The organism is Mucilaginibacter sp. P1_D10, from assembly GCF_056406215.1.
Window position 1 is genome coordinate 275,952 of record NZ_JBFUAP010000004.1, and the last position, 18,308, is coordinate 294,259.

Annotated in this window: 15 protein-coding genes; 6 read left to right on the plus strand and 9 right to left on the minus strand. The window is 45.8% G+C overall.

Annotated features, from left to right (window positions below; translation table 11 throughout):
- Positions 1-26 precede the first annotated feature (26 nt).
- Positions 27-1,856: a glycoside hydrolase family 35 protein gene (locus tag AC1DYT_RS07955; protein ID WP_477469098.1), complete on the plus strand. Its 1,830-nt coding sequence runs from the start codon at positions 27-29 to the stop codon at positions 1,854-1,856.
- 71 nt (positions 1,857-1,927) lie between these two features.
- Here the strand turns inward: AC1DYT_RS07955 and AC1DYT_RS07960 are convergent, their stop codons facing one another.
- From AC1DYT_RS07960 to AC1DYT_RS07970, 3 genes are all read right to left on the minus strand, one after another.
- On the minus strand, positions 1,928-2,521 hold the full coding sequence (locus AC1DYT_RS07960) for a dihydrofolate reductase family protein (RefSeq protein WP_477469099.1): 594 nt from the start codon (positions 2,519-2,521) through the stop codon (positions 1,928-1,930).
- Between the two features lie 163 nt (positions 2,522-2,684).
- Complete coding sequence (locus AC1DYT_RS07965; RefSeq protein ID WP_477469100.1) at positions 2,685-3,869, minus strand: carboxypeptidase-like regulatory domain-containing protein; 1,185 nt, start codon at positions 3,867-3,869, stop codon at positions 2,685-2,687.
- A gap of 246 nt (positions 3,870-4,115) precedes the next feature.
- Positions 4,116-4,889, minus strand: a complete 774-nt coding sequence (locus AC1DYT_RS07970) for an XRE family transcriptional regulator (protein ID WP_477469101.1) — start codon at positions 4,887-4,889, stop codon at positions 4,116-4,118.
- Between the two features lie 84 nt (positions 4,890-4,973).
- Here AC1DYT_RS07970 and AC1DYT_RS07975 point away from each other — a divergent pair, with 84 nt between their 5' ends.
- Positions 4,974-5,339 carry a GIY-YIG nuclease family protein gene (locus AC1DYT_RS07975; RefSeq protein WP_477458932.1) on the plus strand — a complete coding sequence of 122 codons (366 nt, stop codon included), beginning with the start codon at positions 4,974-4,976 and terminating at the stop codon, positions 5,337-5,339.
- Here the strand turns inward: AC1DYT_RS07975 and msrB are convergent.
- The 4 genes from msrB to AC1DYT_RS07995 form a co-directional block, all read right to left on the minus strand.
- Positions 5,329-5,817 (minus strand): peptide-methionine (R)-S-oxide reductase MsrB, encoded by a 489-nt coding sequence (gene msrB / locus AC1DYT_RS07980; protein WP_477469102.1) that lies wholly within the window; start codon positions 5,815-5,817, stop codon positions 5,329-5,331. The genes AC1DYT_RS07975 and msrB overlap by 11 nt on opposite strands.
- Before the next feature lie 181 nt (positions 5,818-5,998).
- Entirely contained in the window at positions 5,999-8,710 is a 2,712-nt protein-coding gene (locus AC1DYT_RS07985; protein ID WP_477469103.1) for a DEAD/DEAH box helicase family protein, read from the minus strand.
- Positions 8,711-8,852: 142 nt separating this feature from the next.
- Complete coding sequence (locus AC1DYT_RS07990) at positions 8,853-12,020, minus strand: DPP IV N-terminal domain-containing protein (RefSeq protein ID WP_477469104.1); 3,168 nt, start codon at positions 12,018-12,020, stop codon at positions 8,853-8,855.
- A gap of 70 nt (positions 12,021-12,090) precedes the next feature.
- Positions 12,091-14,301 carry a penicillin-binding protein 1A gene (locus AC1DYT_RS07995; RefSeq protein ID WP_477469105.1) on the minus strand — a complete coding sequence of 737 codons (2,211 nt, stop codon included), beginning with the start codon at positions 14,299-14,301 and terminating at the stop codon, positions 12,091-12,093.
- A gap of 9 nt (positions 14,302-14,310) precedes the next feature.
- Here AC1DYT_RS07995 and AC1DYT_RS08000 point away from each other — a divergent pair, with 9 nt between their 5' ends.
- On the plus strand, positions 14,311-14,469 hold the full coding sequence (locus AC1DYT_RS08000; protein ID WP_477469106.1) for a hypothetical protein: 159 nt from the start codon (positions 14,311-14,313) through the stop codon (positions 14,467-14,469).
- Between the two features lie 85 nt (positions 14,470-14,554).
- Here the strand turns inward: AC1DYT_RS08000 and AC1DYT_RS08005 are convergent, their stop codons facing one another.
- Positions 14,555-15,103: a dual specificity protein phosphatase family protein gene (locus tag AC1DYT_RS08005; protein ID WP_477469107.1), complete on the minus strand. Its 549-nt coding sequence runs from the start codon at positions 15,101-15,103 to the stop codon at positions 14,555-14,557.
- A gap of 3 nt (positions 15,104-15,106) precedes the next feature.
- Entirely contained in the window at positions 15,107-15,994 is an 888-nt protein-coding gene (locus tag AC1DYT_RS08010; protein WP_477469108.1) for a diacylglycerol/lipid kinase family protein, read from the minus strand.
- A 168-nt stretch (positions 15,995-16,162) separates the two neighbouring features.
- On the opposite strand from AC1DYT_RS08010, the gene AC1DYT_RS08015 reads away from it, so the two are divergent.
- The 3 genes from AC1DYT_RS08015 to AC1DYT_RS08025 are packed head-to-tail and all read left to right on the plus strand — an operon-like array spanning position 16,163 to position 18,308.
- Positions 16,163-16,552, plus strand: a complete 390-nt coding sequence (locus AC1DYT_RS08015) for a hypothetical protein (RefSeq protein ID WP_477469109.1) — start codon at positions 16,163-16,165, stop codon at positions 16,550-16,552.
- Between the two features lie 9 nt (positions 16,553-16,561).
- Positions 16,562-17,374: a DCC1-like thiol-disulfide oxidoreductase family protein gene (locus AC1DYT_RS08020; protein ID WP_477469110.1), complete on the plus strand. Its 813-nt coding sequence runs from the start codon at positions 16,562-16,564 to the stop codon at positions 17,372-17,374.
- Positions 17,375-17,381: 7 nt separating this feature from the next.
- Positions 17,382-18,308, plus strand: a complete 927-nt coding sequence (locus AC1DYT_RS08025; RefSeq protein WP_477469111.1) for a TIGR01777 family oxidoreductase — start codon at positions 17,382-17,384, stop codon at positions 18,306-18,308.

The following is an 18,308-nucleotide window of genomic DNA, read 5'->3' on the forward strand; positions in this document are numbered from 1 at the left end:
AAAAATATAACACCGTATTGCACTATATGAAACTTCTAAAACTACTATTGTTCGTCCTCGTTTTATTCACGTCGTACTGCCTTAGGGCGCAAACGGCTAAACATACGTTTACCCTAAGCGATAACGTATTCCTGTTAGATGGCAAGCCTTTCCAGATAATTTCGGGAGAGATGCACTACACCCGCGTACCGCGCGAAGCCTGGCGTGCCCGTATGAAAATGGCCAAAACCATGGGCCTCAATACCATCGGTACCTACGTTTTCTGGAACGCGCACGAGCCGCAGAAAGGCCAGTACGATTTTAGAGGCAACCATGATATTGCCGAGTTTGTGAAGATTGCAAAGGAGGAGGGCCTTTGGGTGATACTGCGCCCCAGCCCATACGTTTGCGCCGAATGGGAGTTTGGCGGCTACCCGTACTGGCTGGAGAAGGAGCAGGGCCTGCAGGTGCGCAGTAAAGAGCCTAAATACCTGGCCGCTTACCACAAGTATATTATGCAGGTAGGCAAGCAGCTAGCGCCCTTACAGATAAACCACGGCGGCAATATTTTGATGGTGCAGATAGAGAACGAATATGGCTCTTACGGGGCGGATAAAGATTACCTTGCCCTGAACCAAAAAATGTTCCTTGATGCTGGGTTTGACGGGCAACTGTACACCTGCGACCCAGAGGCTGCCATAAAAGATGGCCATTTACCAGGCCTGTTGCCCGCCATAAACGGTGTAGACGATGTGGCGAAGGTAAAACGCCTGATTAATGAGAACTACGGTGGCAAGGGCCCGTATTTTATAGCCGAGTGGTACCCTGCCTGGTTCGATTGGTGGGGTACTAAGCACCATACGGTACCGGCAGAGCATTATCTGGCCAAGCTCGATTCGGTACTGTCGGCCGGGGTTTCCATCAATATGTATATGTTTCATGGCGGCACCACGCGCGGTTTCATGAACGGAGCTAATTATAACGATAAAGACCCTTACGAACCACAGATAAGCAGCTACGATTACGATGCGCCGCTTGATGAAGCAGGCAACGCTACCGACAAATACCTAAAATTCAGGGCGGTTATTCAAAAACACCTCGCACCCGGGGAAACATTACCTGAGGTACCGGCGGCTAAGCCATCCGCAGATTTGCCCGCTATCCATTTTACGCAAACCTATGGCTTATTCGGCAACCTGCCGGCAGCAAAACTGCATGCAAACCCGCAAACATTTGAGGACCTTAGCCAGGCATACGGTTTCGTGTTATATCGCACCACTGTAACCGGAGGTAAAACAGGTACGTTGAAAATTGACGGTCTGCGCGATTATGGCATCATTTACCTAAACGGCAAACGCGTGGGCGTACTGGATAGGCGCCTGAAACAGGATAGCCTGGAGCTTACCCTGCCTAAAGGGAAAGTACGGTTGGATATACTGGTAGAAAATCTTGGCCGAATAAACTTTGGCCCGTATTTATTAAAGAATAAAAAGGGCATCACCGGGGGCGTTTTGTTCAACGGCAAAGCAGTGAAAAATTGGTATAGCTACGGCCTTCCGTTGGATAAACTGAACTTAAAGGGCAAAGGTCTGCAAACCAACCTAGGTAAGCCGGTGATAAAAAAGGCGATATTCAACATTAAAAAACCGGCAGATACCTACCTCGATTTAAGCAAATGGGGCAAGGGTACGGTGTGGCTAAACGGGCATAACCTTGGTCGTTATTGGAACATAGGCCCGCAGCAAACCATTTACGCCCCGGCCGAATGGTTTAAAACAGGGCAGAATGAAATTGAGGTACTGGAATTATTAAAAACCGATCAGAACGATTTGCCCGGCATCAAAAAACCAATATTGGATAGCTTAGGACAGTGGTAGTTATAGCGTTGAAATAGAAACGGCTTTCCTTTTGTAGGAAGGCCGTTTTTATTAAATCGTGTTCCATGATTTTAAGGTTCGATGGTGCCCGTCTTTACTTCGCCAGCCCGTTTGTAGTTGGCAAATATTACCCCGCTCGGCGTAATGGCGCTTTCAAACAAAGTAAACGTCGTCGGTGTGCTCTCGGCACTAAACAGGCTCTTGCCTTTACCAAGGATAATGGGGTAAGTTTTAAGCCAAAGCTCGTCTACCAGGTCATGCTTCAGCAAGGCCCTCACCAGTTCGCCGCTGCCCCAAACTTTAATATCGCCGCCCTCAGAATTTTTAAGTTTTTCAATATCAGCCAGGCTGGTTAGAAATTCTGTATTCTGCCAGCCTGATTCGGTGAGCGTATTCGATAGTACGTATTTTTTAGCCTCGTTGATGCCCGGCCAGTATTGGGCATGTTGCGGCCAATAGCCCGCAAAAATATCGAATGTTTTGCGGCCCAACAATATATCTGTAGGTGCCATCTGTTTCTGCATCAGCTTGCCCGAATCCTCGTCGGAATAAGGCGCAGACCAGCCTCCGTAGTTGAAATCTGAAGAAGGGTCTTCCTCGGGGCCGCCCGGTGCCTGCATTACGCCGTCTAATGTGATGAATGATAAAACGATTATTTTTCTCATAAGATTTTGCCTCCGTTTGCTTAGTTGAAATTTTTGTTTTTGTATAACACAAATTTGCACCATAAGTTGCTACTCCTGCGGGTGCATAAAAGACAAATCAGGGGTAAAATGCGACGGGGAATTGGTTTAAGTGAACGGCCATGGAATGAACTAATGAACCAAATCAGTCGCCGGGTTCGTAATCTACGGGGAGCATGTTAGAAAGTTTGGCTTTGCTCCAGGTGCCTTCGTACAGCGGGCTTTCGGCAATTACGATACCGTTCATATCAAAGATGGCGTAATGGCGGTTGGTTGGCGTAATAACGCTGGTTTCGAAATTTTCCATATCCAGCGGGCGGTAAATATCCCTGAATAATTCTTCTTCGTGTTTTTTGGTATAAACCACATAAAGGTATGCCGGAAAGGTAATGGCGAAAATGCCTTCCTGCGGGGTCGTACGCACTACATCCACGGCTGTCAAAGGTGGTTTCAAGAGGTTTTCTTTGGCCCATTTGGGTACGTTCTGTTGATCAAACCAGTACAATGCCGAATCGCGGTTGATACCGTTGAACTGTTTTAATTTCTTTTGGATGTAAGCTTCCTGGTAGCGGTTAGGGTTGAGGATGCGGGTGTAATTATAGATAATAAAGCCTTCCCCGGCCAGTTTGTTCTTGTAAAGTGAGCGATAAAAATGCTGCGCCGAGCCATAATACGATTCCTCGCGCTTTGCTCTCCATTTCTTTTTCTGCGAGTCGCTTCCGGGCAGTTCTTCAAATAACGCCTTACCCGAGTAGGAGATAGTATGCGTAATATTATCGCTACTGAAGTTGTTGAGCAAAAATTTGGTTCGGTAACCGAGGGCATAGTTCTCTACCACCAAAAACTCGTCGGACGACGCTTCCAGCGTTTGGGTTTTGCGCACGTAATTTAAATCGAGGATATGCGGGTTAATTACTTTGCATTGTTTAGAATTTTCGGAGATGCCGATGAAATCCTTTTTAAACATCTCGTAGTTCTTTTTCCAGTCGGCACTGCTGGTAATGGTAACGGCGCGCATCATCATTACCTTGGGGGTAAGTTCAATAGCAAGGTCGACTGGTTTGCTGCCTACCAACACCTGTTTAGAAAACTCTTCATAGCCTATCACAGTAACCACCAAATTATATTGTCCCGGTTTTATGCCACGAAGCGTAAAACTCCCGTCATCGAGCGATGCGGTGCCATAGCTGGCATTGCTTAAGAAAACGCTGGCCCTTGCAACCGGGTTTTTGCTGCCTGCGCCGGTTATTTTACCCGTTATAACCCCATTTTGCGCAGCCGCAATTAAGGGGAACCATAAATAAACTACTATAAACCACCAACGGCGCATGTGCTTTTAAACTTTTTAGAGGATGCGAATAAAGATATAATTTATGAAGCAGAGATGAAAAAACGCGATGGTAATTAAAAAGATACAAGTTGGGGAGGGGTGGAGAGGTTAGAAGGGTTGAAGAAGTTAAAAAAGTTGGAAAGGTTAAAATTTTTTAAAGTCTTTCGATCGAAGCTGCCATCATAAAAAAGGGCTGCTACAGCTTTCAGCCATGGCAACCCCTCCAAGTTTTCTAACCTTTCATAACTAATTCCCGCCTTTCAGCCCGGCTATAGAGCGCTGCATCTGGGCCATCATGGTGGTGAGGCTCTCCATGGTAGGCTCGGGAGTTGGCATGGGCAAGTGGGTAGATATATAGGCTTTGGCTTTCCATATCTCTAAAACATCTTCGCCCGCGATATCGTAAGGTTCGTACACCGGGTTATCAGATATTAGTTTCAGTTTTTTGTTTTCTTTGAATTTGTTGCCTGCACGTTTATATACTACGCCCTCGCTTTTTGATACGACAACGTAGGTTTCTCCGGCTTTCACGTCGGCCCAGTTCTCCTGGTATTCACCTATAATAATGGTGCCCGATTGCAGCGGCAGCATCGAATCGCCTTTTATCTCGAAACCGCGATACGTACCCTGCTTAAACATGGGCAGGTAAAGCTTTGGCAGCGCGGCTACGTATTCGGTATCGGCATAGCCATTCAAGTAACCTGCGCTGGCCTTAACAGGCACCAGCTCAATATTTTCGTTATCCTCTTTATCTACCGAAATACTTAGGATGCGCAGGTTGGCCGGGTTGCCTTTTGGCTTTGGAGCCCACTTCTCATCGATGGTTTCGTTGATAAAATCATCAATAGATACATCAAAAAACAATGCTAATGATTTTAGTAGCTCGTATTTGGGTTCTGCGCGCTCTTCTTCGTAAGCACCTACTAATGAGCGTTTTATTCCTACCTGGTCGGCAAATTGTTGCTGGGTTAACCCCTTCTTTTTGCGGAGGAACTTAATATTTTGTGAAATATTTGCCATAAAATTTGGAATTGCTAAATTTATTAGTAATTTTATGCTCATAAAGTTAGTAATAATTATTTAACCGGCAAATTTTTTTATCAAATGAAGAGGTTCGTTTATATCATCACCGACAGGAACAGGAAAAATTTACATGTAGGCATGTGCGCAGACCTGCTGAAAACGCTGAAATTTTACGGCGAAATGCCTACGCTTTTTTTCGATAGCGCACAGCAGCTTAACCGTTTGGTTTACTTTGAGGAGATAAATACCGAAGAGCAGGCCATGGAGCGCTTTAAGCAGGTAAGCACTTTCACCCGCCCTCAAAAGGAACGGATGATACGCCCGGTAAACCCTGATTGGGTTGACCTTACTATAGGCCTTAATTACGAAAGCGGCATAAAAACAAGGCCATCCGCTTTTGGCGGACGGCCCTCTATACAGCCTGCGCGCAGAGCTGTTACTTTTTAACGAATTTTAATGCGCCCGAGTTCATGCAGAAGCGTTTGCCGCCGCGATCGGCGGGGCCATCGTCAAACACATGACCCAGGTGCAGGCCGGTACTGCGCTCTATGACTTCGTCGCGCGTAACGCCGTAACTGTTATCGGTCACGATTTCTATTTTGCCCGCGTCTACCGCTTTTACGAAACTTGGCCAGCCGGTACCGCTATCGAACTTATCGGCCGAGCTGAATAATATGTCGCCGGTGGCCGCGCTTACGTAAACCCCTTTTTCGTGGTTATCGTAATATGCGTTCTTAAAGGGTGGCTCGGTGCCGCTCTCCACCATAATATTGTACTGGTTCGGCGTCAGTATTTTCTTCCACTCCGCAGGAGTTTTGCTTTTGGGGCGCGCTGCGCTTTGTTTTTTGGTTTGCCCGTTGATGTTTTGGCAGCCTATGGCGCCGAATACGCTGATAACGAGTATTACTAAAATTAATTTTTTCATCTGATTTTCTTTCTTTGGTAATGGTCGTAAGCTATTTTAAATATGCTTTGACAGATAAATCTACGAAATATAGTGCCAATGCGTTTGTCATCTATTGGTCGTAATAATGGGGGCATCCTTACAAGATTATTTCGTTGTTTTGGCTTTTATTAGGATAGAAAGTGTTATTTCTGCGTGTAGTTTATTTCCAGATACTTATCCGTTGATTTTTCCCAATGAATTCCGACGACAGGGATTGGAGCCTTGATTTAACCAGCATCTTTCTCCCCGCAATTGTACGGGTATAAATTAATTCGCAAGGGCCAACCATTTTTTCCCATTGCTGCGCAAAGTAACTAGCCGTATCTTTGTTGCGCGCAAGGTATTCGGGTACCGTATGGAAGTCTTTTTGCTTTATAAAACGTGCCAGCAAACTTTTCCTTACTATAAGATATTTCGGGTTGTCTATTGGCGCAATTATCTCCTGCAGCATGTTGATAAATGCAGAGCTTTCGTATGTGGATCCGCCTTGCAGATGACAGTCGACACCGCCTAAATTATCCAGCGATGAATGGACATTAAGATTAAGTATGTCCGTTTTCATCATCCCAACTTTAATCATGGTATTCATCAGTGCTTCACCAATTTTTTGCAAGTCTTTGGCAATATCGCGGTATTTTACATATAGCTTAAAAGTTTTATATGCCTTGCGGCCAAATATCAATAAGCCCGCAAAACAAATAAACGCCAAAAGGAGATATAGCTGGTTTAAACTTCTTACACTCCTCAATGCTCTTGGCAATGATTGTGCAACTCCAAGTAGATACTCCATTAAGCCAAAACCAAGAGCCGCAGATAAGTGCGCTATCGTTTTGTTCAGGTATAGTGTAATAACTGCTTTATAGCCACGGCTATCTACAAATGGGATTTTAATTTCATCTACCAGGTTTGCTCCTTTTTCGAGCGCGTTTTGCCATTTGTGTTTCAGGCCTTCACGGTCGGCAGCAGCAAGCATCGTTTTCCTGTTTGATTCATCCATTATAACGTACGATGTCGCCGTGGACAAATGAAGCCGATCGATGCCGTTTTCAATAGTTGAATTATCAGAAACACCTACAAAGCATTTAAACCGATTTTCCAGCATCTCAAAATCAGCGCCTCCAGACGGAGAAGTTGTGTCCAGGCAGCATAAATGCCAAATATTGCCGGTTTTATCGGCGTTGTCATTTTGGCTCCTGATGGCCCTTCCGCGCATTTGATTAGATAAAACGAACGAGCCCACAACGCTTGCAAGGATAAGGCTGTTGATTGATGGCGCATCCCATCCTTCGCCAAGTAGAGATTTTGTCCCCACCAGCACATTGATTTCGCCTTGCTCGAATAGTTGGGTTATGATATTTACGATATCATTTTTTATCTGCTCGCATCGCTCTATCAAGATGTAGTCATCATCGGCAGGTAAACAACGGCATTCGATGTTTCTGATACCTAAAGCATGCGTTTTTGCCAAAAAAGCCGCGTATGCATCCTTCGGAATGATAACTACAGAACCGGTTAATACCCCAATTTTCAGATTTTTCTTTTTGCTGCGCCTTAATTTCTCAAAAATAGGGATGATACCGATTTTGTTTAAGTCGAACGAATTATTGGAGCTGTTTGCATAAAATTCATTCCTTATGAAATCGGTTAAAACAACCAACCGCAGATACGAACGCAACTTATCATATTCGAACGCTACAATGCGTTCTATACTATTTAATTTGCTTAGGCTTGAGGTTAAAGAGTTGACGATTTTTTTATTTTTCGAAAACGTTATCTGGCGGTTTTCCAACGCTCCGCACCGCCTAAGGTTAGCCTCCAGTTTTAACTTATGGTCTTTATATAATTTAAAATCTTCTTTTTCTTTATACAAATAAAAATCCAATAGAATCTCGGCCCATTTATGATCAAAAGCAGGTACCCGGGGATTTTTATCGCCTGTTATTTCGACAAAACTTTGCGGGATTATTTTTCCGCAGGCGTTCAGGAATATCAAGGATGCAGAATAAAAGGACAAATTGGTGTAAATCCATTCCAGGTTTTCAGTTGGATTTGCCCATGCCCGGTGCGATTCTATAGCTTCGATTAGCGTTACATCGGTTTTAAGGTTATTGAAAGCACTTTCGATGTTTTTACGAAACGAGGCTATGTTATCCATCTCGGTATCGGTTGGCTGAGAAAGGTAAACATAATCCTGGTGAGGGCATAGGTCGCCTTCTATTACTAACTCCGGCACTGATATTTCTACCTTTATAGGGCCATTCAATTCCATATATCGTTGCCATTCATTGGCAGATACATCGTAAGGAGGCGTTGCTGTTAACCCGATAATAATGGGGTTCAGGCGCTGTTTTATTTTAATTAAAGTTTGCCACCATTCATTTTTTAAATGGTGGGCCTCATCAACCACTATAGTGCCCACTTGCCGGGCTTTTAACAAGAGGACAATATTTTCTAAATTTTGATTTTGTGCTGGTCGGGTATGCTCCTCAGTGCTTAATTCTTCGCTATCATCTTCGACTTCGGCCTTCATATTATTGCAGGCAGCGTGCAAACCCTGGTAAGTAACTATGGTTAAAAAAGCAGGCTTACGTATGTCGCGTGAAATCCACTCCGGGGGGGTATCGGTTTGGAGGAATGAATTGCAAATTTTTTGTATCCATTGGTTGCGTATAGCTATGGTAGGAGCAAGGATAAGCGTTGGTCGGTTTACCATGATAGCCGCCTGAAGGCCTAATATTGTTTTACCCGAACCGGGTGGGGCAATTACATGTAAATGGCCATCTAGTAGATAGTTATCTAAATTATCCAGCACTCGCTGCTGATATGTACGCCAGGAATGTTTAAACTGAATTTCGATCGGGAATTTATCCAATAGGTGTTTGCTTTTACAGGCGTAATCTACAAAAAACTGCATAAAAAAAGCCGAAGCAGCAAACGCTTTGGCTCTCTATTATTTCTTTGAAAAATGTGATTCAAATCTCACATTTTATATCTCAGATTTCAAATCTAAACTATTACCATCCCGGTGTAAAGTTGAAGCCAAACACAGGTTTCTTCACGTCCTTGCGGTTGAAGGGGAAAGCGTAGTAAGGTTCCAATATAAAGGCACCGAACACATTTACCCTTAGCGATACACCTGCGCTAAATGCCGGCACGCGGCTTACGGTTACATAGTTTGTAGTTTGATTGGTGTTAGGGTCGGTAACGGGTGTTGTTGACAGGATATCAGGCTCGGTTTGGAACAGTGTAATCTTATCGCCTTTGTTCCAGGCCAAACCTGCGTCGAAGAAAAAGTTAAGATCCGAAAAAAGAAGTTTCGAGGGTATCAAAGCCAATTTTTCGGGGCCGGTAAAGGGAAGGCGTATCTCAAAATTAGCTACCGCAATACGGCTGCCATTCAGCTGGTTGCTGTTCCAAAGGCTTGTAGTGCCGCCAACAGTGGAGTTATCGCTGTAAAGGTCGTAACCGCGTACCAGCCACGGGTAGCTAACGGATAGCGGGTAAAAAGCGTTGGCATCGTCGCCAAAGCGGCCCGTGCCATAAAACCTTGCGGCAAAAGTAACCGGCTGCACACGCACGTATTTGCGCAAATCGATATTTGGCGAATAATATTTGTAAGTGCCGAAGTTGTAATCAATTCCCAACTTAAAACGGTAGCCCCCAAGCGGAGCGGCTATACCGAAGTAAGAGTCGTCGCCGGTGAGCGATGTGCCAACGGTGTAGGTGCTGAAAGGGCGGTAATCGTAGCCGGTTTCGGCAAGGTATTGTTCGCGGGATATTTTGTGCTTTTTAAAGTCGATTGCGTTGTAAACGTTGCCCAATGTATCGATAGGGTAGTAAGTGCTGTAGCGGTCTATCCTGAAGCTGCTGCGTGCTGCGCTTGCGCCAATTTCGTATCGCAGTTGTTTGGATATAGGGTACTGCAAAAAGCCCTGTATCGCATCCTGGAAGATACGGATGATATCGGTATGCTGATCTAGCACGTTAAGCGGCTGTCCCTGGTAATCTATAGTAGTTGCTGTAAGGCCATAATTACCGAACTGGTAAGGTATGTGAGATAAGCCGAAACCCCAGTTCCAGCGGCCCTCCTGGTTAATGTAGATGCCCTGCGCGCCAAAATCGTAGACCTCGCCGTTCACCGAAGCGCTGGCGTAGATTTGGTTGCGGCCCAAAATATCACTAAAAACGCCTACGATACCGCTGGATAAGCCGGTGCCGTAAGTGCCAATCTGCGCGCCTACACCGTTGCTGGCCAATGCATCAAGCTTAAATTTGGGCTTATATGCTACGCTGTGGATAGAATCGGCAGATAATTTGGGGTAGGCCAGGTAGTTATTTAAGTTGGAGTTGATCAAATCAACACCCACGGCGCGGGTGGGTGGGAGCATGGCCACATCGAAATTAGTAGTGCCGGCATCAACAACCAGCGGTTTAAACTCCGAAGCCTTGGCATTATACACCGTGTATTTTTGCGCGCGGTAATAAGAGTACACGATATCATCACTGGCGGAGATGCTTAGCGCAGGCGAATATTCGGTAATCCCGCATATGCCGGTGAACAGATCCGTCATTTGTTCAACCTTACCGCTGGCGAGCGTGTAGCGGTACAAGTTACGGAAACCGTCGCGGTTGCTCAGGAAGTAAATCTGGGTACCGTCGGCAGAGTATAGCGGGTTAAGGTTATTGGCGTGGTTGAAGATTTTGATATCGGTAACCTTGCCGGTTGCGATATCCAATTCGGCCAGGTTGAAGGTGATTTCCTGCGATAACCCCTGGTCGTAAGTGCTGCGATCGCTGGAGAAGATAATCTTCTTGCCATCTCGCGAGAAGCTGGGCTGATAATCTGAGTACTTATCGTTGGTAAGCTGAGTAACTTTTTTGGTATCGAAGTTATACATGTAAATATCACCCTGGCCTTCAGACAGTGCCTGGAAAGCCACATTCTTACCATCGGGCGACCATGTTAAGTTGCTGAACTGCTCGGCCTTGCCCATCGAAATATCGTTCAACACCTTTCCATCCGGCACGGCAACTACCAGCATGCGGTTTCGCCCCTTACTGAATACGCTGAAAGCGAATTTCTTGCTATCGGGCGACCAAGCGCCCGCCGATTCGATAAAGTTGAACTCATCCACATGTGAATTGGCCGTTTTGCTTGTCAACCGCTTAACGACTCGGCCCGTATGGGCATCGGCAAGGTAAAGGTCTATGCTGAAAAGGTTTTTTGAAGACAGGAATGCTATGTATTGCCCATCGGGACTAACGGATGGTGCCACAGTCATGTCGCCGCCGTTTTTATCATCGATAACTTTTAAGCCAACCGGTTTTTGCACGGTATCTTTTAAAAACGGCTTATATGTAGTTTCTATAGAGTTTTTCCACAGGCGAGAGAGGGTTTTGTCATCATACCCAAATGTGCGCCTGATGCCGTATTGCAGGCCAAAACGCGCCGTATTCTTAAAGAAAGGCACGATGATGGTATCGCCATAGGTAGAACCCAGGAACGACCAAAATGCCTCGCCATAGCGGTATGGGAAGTATTTGTTGCCGGTGGTAAGTTCTTCTACCGTTGGGATATCATGGTTAAGGTAAGCATCGCGCATCCACATGGCGGTGTAAGCATCTTTTTTACCCAGCGAAAGGTACTCGGCCATACCCTCCACCATCCAGAGTGGTATATTGCCTATGTTCTCGAAGTTGGACGAATCGCGCCCCAGCAGCATATGATACTGAAAGGCATGCACCAATTCGTGCCCCAAAACGTGACGGGTGGTTTGGTTGGTTTCCATCACCGGCATAACCACCCGGTTTTTTAGGCCCTCGGTAATACCACCCGTACCTACGCTTATCTCGCCATCGATGGCGGTAGTCTGCTGGAAATCGGGGTGGTTAGCGTATAATATGATGGGGTTGGGCTTGCTGAAGGTATCGCGGAAAACCTGCTGGTGCAGCGTGTACCAAAGCTCAGCTTCCTGTGCAAAACGCTTCATCATACTATCGTTTTTGATGTAATAGTATATCTCGAAATGGGGGGTTTTATATACCTTAAAGTCGAGTTTTTTATAGCGCACTTTGTTTTGCCCAAAATACTGCGCTTTTGCCTGTTGGCTAAACAATAATGCCAGCGACAGGCAAAACAGTACGAGCGGAAATTTTACGTAGGAAGCGTAACGTTTATTCATAAGGCTGTATTAAGAATATGGCGTAATTTAATTAAAAGCACGCTTATAGCCAAACGCTCAAATAGGCAATTTATTTAGGCGTTGGCGGATTATTTTCGGGGTTTTCTTCTTTAACAGGAGGCGTTATTACACCCGATGTATCCATCGGCATCTCCATTAAGCTATCTACTGCCGTAGTATCAGATTCTCTTATCCTTGGCGAAGGGCAGTTATATTCCTTGGTTATCTTTACCCATGGCTTAGGGAAAGGCCCGTAGGTATAGCCCGAATTCGGGTCGGCGTACACCTTTTCCATAAACTCGCCAAAGATGGGGAGCGCCGTGTGCGAGCCTTCGCCGGTTTCTGAGGTGGTGAAATGCACGCTTCTATCGTCGGCACCTACCCAAATACCGGTTACCAAATCCTTGGTGATACCCATATACCAACCGTCGACATAGTCGCTGCTGGTGCCTGTTTTGCCGCCTATTTGGTTGTCTTTTTTCCATAGGCCGGGGTATTCCCAAAGCGCCTGGGAGGTGCCGCCCGGTTCTTCCATACCGCCGCGGAACATATAAAGCATCAACCACGCTGTTTCCTCGCTTAGCACCTGCTCGGTTTTAAGCGTAAACTCCTGTATAATGTCGCCTTTTTGGTCGGTTATTTTTGTTACCAGCAAGGGGTCTACTTTTTGGCCTTTATTAAGAAAGGTGCTGTATGCACGTACCATCTCGAATACAGAGACATCATTAGAGCCTAGTGATACCGATGGCACCGCTTTCAGTGGGCTTTCGATACCTATCTTGTGTGCATAATCAACGATTTTATCCCAACCTACGTGCTCGGTAACCTGCGCCGTAATGGAGTTTACCGATTTACCCATGGCCCAGCGTAACGACATTTCGCGGCCCGAGAAGTTGAAATCGGCATTGTTGGGTTCCCAAACATCGTCTTTACCGTTATCCTTGAATTTGATGCTTACGCGTTTATCGGTAAACTTATCGCAGGGGGTGAAGCCGTTATCTAAGGCCGTAACATAGGCAAATGGCTTGAAGGTAGAACCTGCCTGGCGTTTGGACTGGTTTACGTGATCGTAATTGAAGTATTTATGATCGATACCGCCCACCCAAACTTTTATCTTGCCGGTAGATGGCTCCATGGTCATCATCCCGGTGTTCAGGATTTTTGTGTAGTATTTAATAGAATCCACGCTGCTGAAGGTGGTATCCTGATCGCCTTTCCAGGTGAATACACTCATGCGCTTCTTCTTTTCGAAGTAGGCGTTTATCTGCGTGGTATCGCCGTTATATTTTTTTGTAAGCAATTTATAAATGGGCAGCCTTTGCTCGGCCTTCAGCAGGAAGTCTTTTATCTCAACGCCTTTACTATCGCGCCAGGGATTTTTATCGCCCCATAAATTGTTGAAGCGTTTCTGCAGCATCTTCATTTTATCGTTCACGGCTTCTTCGGCGTATTGCTGCAAGCGGCTATCAATAGTGGTGTATATCTTCAGTCCGTCTTCGTAAAGGTCGTAGTTGTTTTCTTTACACCACTTATCCAGCCATTTTTCTACCGCGTGGCGTATGTACGAGTCGCCCTGGCCGGTTTTGTCTACATAATGCCCGTCTAGCCCGATAGGGAACTGCGTGTACTTGTCGTAGTCGGCTTTACTTAAGTAGTTGTATTTCACCATCTGGCCGAGCACTACATTGCGGCGTTCAATAGCACGCTGCGGATAAACGCGCGGGTTATAGGTAGAGGTAGCCTTAAGCATGCCTATCAAGGTAGCTGCCTCGGTAGGGGTAACCTGGCCGGGCATCTTGTTGAAATATTTTAGGGTAGCCGTTTTTATACCAAAAGAGTTATTGCCGAAAGGCACCGTATTCAAATACATGGTAAGTATCTGTTGCTTGGTGTAAAGGTGCTCTATTTTATAAGCGGTGAGCCACTCTTTGCACTTAAAAACTATCGTGCGCAGCACAGGTATGTATTTTACCAGGCCCTGCGAGCCGCGTTTGCGGGTGCTGAACTGGTTTTTGGCCAGCTGCTGGGTAATTGTGCTCGCACCACGCCTGTCGCCCTTCGCAGTAGATACCAGGCCGCTTACGAAGCCTATGAAATCTACGCCGCCGTGCTTGTAAAAACGTGTATCTTCGGTAGCTACCAGCGCGTTGATCAGGTAGGGAGAAATGACCTTATACTCTACAGGCGAACGGTCTTGTTTGTAAAAGCGGCCGATGAGCTTGCCATCTGCCGTGTACACTTCAGATGGAAGCCAAACGACAGGGGTTTTGATTTCACTCATATTAGGCGAATGCCCAAACAGCCACAAGAAATTCAATTCTATGGCGCAGAAAAAGAGGATAACAAAGTAAACAAAGATGGCAAGGTATCTCAGGTATCGGTTTCTTATACTTCTGAACATGGGGTAAAGATGGAAATTTATGCAACTATTACCATAGCCGCAGCATAAAAAATTAAAAACGCAATTTTATTAACTAAATTTTAAACTAGGTGCTACTGATAGAAATTATTTCCTGAAAAATTATACTGCCGTCTTAAATCGTACTGTTTTTAGGGCTTGGGTGGCAAATGATCTCTAATTGTTTTAATTGCGCTATCTGCCCGGCGCGAGGGTCTATGAAGGGTCGCACGCTCTTTACGAGGTTAAAAGCGTGCTGAAAAGTTGCTCCGGCTTTAATAAGGTAAGCTATGGCCATGGTAGGCCCGCGGCCAAGGCCCTGGCGGCAATGCACATATACGGTGCCTCCGCTGTTGATCTCATTCTCAATAAAAGTTGCGCCTTTTAATAAAATATCCATAGTAGGGGGGGTATTGTCCACCGTTGGCAAATGCAGGTATTTGATATGCGCATATTTTGCTTGGGAATAAACCCTATGTTCGCGCATGTTTACGATAGCGGTTACGCCAAGCGCTTTCAGTTTTTTTAAGCCGATGAGATTGTACTGGCTGCCCAGGTAAAGGTGGGCCGTTATCTGGCTCTTTTTAATATTTGGTAAACCGTAAATGTAACGGTGCAAAATATCCAGCATCTTTTGAATGAAGATGTATATTACCAGCCACCAGCTTTTTATTTTATGGTACATATATTAAGATTTTATCGCTGCAACTAACACGTTTAAGGCCAGCGGTATTATTTTAATATGGATGTTGGTGGCCTGCTGCCCGCTATCATCGCATATATAATGGGTGCTTTCATCCATCGCTATCACAACCTCTTTGCAACGCCAGTGTTTCAACACTTCAGATTCTTTGTGGAAGAGAGTGCTCCCCGCGACTTGCAATACCGAGAGTGGGTCGGTATCGTGCATCAATATTACATCCAGGAAACCATCGCTTATACTAATGCCAGGGAAAAGCGCTATGTGGCCAATGCCAATGCTCCCGGCATTGGTAACGGTTAGCAGCACGCCGGTTTCGATGAACGTTTCGCCGTCTATGACTAATTTGTAGGTTTGCGGCTTAGCCACCGCCGCTGTTTTTAAAGCGGAAATGCCGTAAGCTACCTGCCCAAGTTTCTCTTTCAACAGGTTATCTACCTCCAGTATCATATCGGCCATAACCCCCATATTTACTCTCAGCACAAAAGGGCAACCGTTGGCTATGCCCATATCTATTTGCATCATCTGCGTTTCTCCACCGATGATGAGCGCTAAAGCATCCCGCGAGTGCTGCGGGATGTTCAATTCTTTGGATAATATATTGGCTGTACCCCCAGGGATAATAGCCATTGGTGTATTGCTACCGCAAAGGGCCCTGGCTATCTGGCTTATGCTGCCATCGCCGCCGTAAATTACCACCAAATCAGTTTGGCCAATTAAACCTGATGCTATGCTATAACAATCATGCTGTTTAACGGCAACAGTTACCGCCCAGTTGATGGTGGTTTTACAAAGGGCATGCTGTATATAACTCAGAATAGCTTCCGTTTTACCCGATGCAGGGTTGATAATAAAATGAATGTTTTGGAACAGCATAGTTATCAGGATTGCTCAAATATCATTCCGCATACTGCAGGGCTGCAATCTTAGTAATGATTGTGTAGATATTTATAAAATAAACTTTCAATATATTTTGAAAGTTCGATACAATTGTTTTACATTTGTTCCATGCAATAAGCACAACAATTTAAAACAATAGAAATCATGAATTACTTTATTTTAACCTACGCCGTTTACCTCATCGTCAGCATTTTATTGACTATTTGGGTAGCCAGAGTTTTATTCAACAACGGGCGCATTTTTTTGGTGGATATTTTTCATGGCAATACACCGCTGGCCGATAGCGTGAACAAGCTATTGGTAGTAGGCTTCTACCTGGTGAATATCGGCTACATGTGCCTGGTGCTAAAAGAGACCGACACCATCAAAAACACGCAGGCAGTTATAGAGGTGCTGAGTTATAAGATCGGCACCATTATCCTCATACTCGGTGCCATGCACTTCTTCAACGTAATCGTATTCTTTAAACTCCGCAGCAAAGCCCAGCACGCAAAAGCCGAAAGAGATACTTTGGTATTCGTTCAACCTCAATAATACTTTGCCATGAAAACCCTGCAAAACCACCAGATACTTTACGATGCCGATTGCCCCATGTGCAAGGCATACACCAAAGCCTTTACGCATACGGGCATGCTGGATGACAGGGGTAGGGCCAGCTACCAGGATATGCCCGAAGCTGCTTGTCCGCTGGTTGACAGGCAACGCGCCGTAAACGAAATCGCTTTGGTCGATACCCAAACAGGCGAAGTAAGCTACGGCGTAGAAAGCCTGTTTAAAGTTATCGGTAATAGCTTCCCGCTGTTTAAGCCGCTGTTTGGGTTTGCGCCTTTCGTGTGGCTGATGAAGAAAGCGTATGCGTTTATATCCTACAATCGGAGGGTAATTATTCCTGCGGAGCATGATGTAAAGGGCATACAGCCAAGTTTTCGGTTGGGTTACCGCCTTATCTACCTTGCCTTTACCTGGCTGGCTGTGGGCAGCATATTGACGGTTTACGCACATCATTTAACACCGCTTGTTCCTGTTGGCCATCCGCTGCGCGAGTACTTTATCTGTGGCGGGCAGGTACTGTTTCAGGGCATCGTTGTCAGCTTTTACGCCCCGGCAAAACGTTGGGAGTATTTGGGGAATATGATGACGATTTCTTTAGCGGGCGCATTGCTGCTGTTGCCGATGCTGCTGCTTGCTAAATTTATAACCCTTACACCTTTAATATGTACGCTTTGCTTTATGGCTGTAGCGGGGCTGATGTTCTTAGAGCACATCCGCCGTACCAAACTGATGCATCTCGGCTGGTTGCTTACTATCAGCTGGGTAGTGTACAGGGTGTTGTTGTTGGCCGTAATCTTAAACTGAATTTATCATGAAATACCATAAAATAGTGCTCGCCGGTGGTAATGGTTACCTCGGGGGCGTATTAGCCAGATATTATAAAGAGCTGGCGGAAGAGATTATCCTGCTGAGCCGCAAAGCTGTGCCCGCCGATGGCAATATCAAAACCCTGGTTTGGGATGGCATTACCGAAGGTGCATGGGTCGATGCTCTCAATGGTGCCGATATGCTGATAAACCTTTGCGGCAAAAACGTAAACTGCCGTTATACCGAAAAGAATAAAAAGGAAATAATCCGCTCACGCGTGGTGCCGACTGCCTTGCTTGGCAGGGTAATCAATAAACTACCCGAACCGCCAAAACTTTGGATAAACCTGGCATCTGCCACCATCTACCGCCATGCCGAAGACCATGCGCAGGACGAAGCCACCGGCGAGATTGGTTACGGCTTTTCTATTGATGTTTGTAACCAATGGGAGCAAAGCTTTTTTGATGCTGATACACCTAAAACACGCAAAGTATGCCTTCGCCATGGTATTGCCCTCGGGCGAAGCGACAGCGTTTTCCCGCGATTGTTAAATCTGGTGAGGTTTGGCCTGGGCGGCAAACAAGGCGACGGCGAACAATACATTGCCTGGATACACGAACATGATACCGCCCGCATAACCGACTTCCTGATGGAACATACCGAAATAGATGGCATCATCAATGCTGCCGCGCCGGAAGCTGCGAAGAATAAGGACCTGATGCGCATCATCCGTAAAGCCTATGGCATGCCCATTGGCTTGCCTGCACCCCAATGGCTTTTAGAGATAGGGATGTGGCTCATCGGCAGCGAAACAGAGTTGGTGCTAAAAAGCCGCTGGGTAGCTCCTAAACGTCTGTTGGATGCCGGTTTCGTATTTCAATTTGCTAAGGCGGAGCACGCCGTACACGATATTTTAAGCTTGAGGATGTAA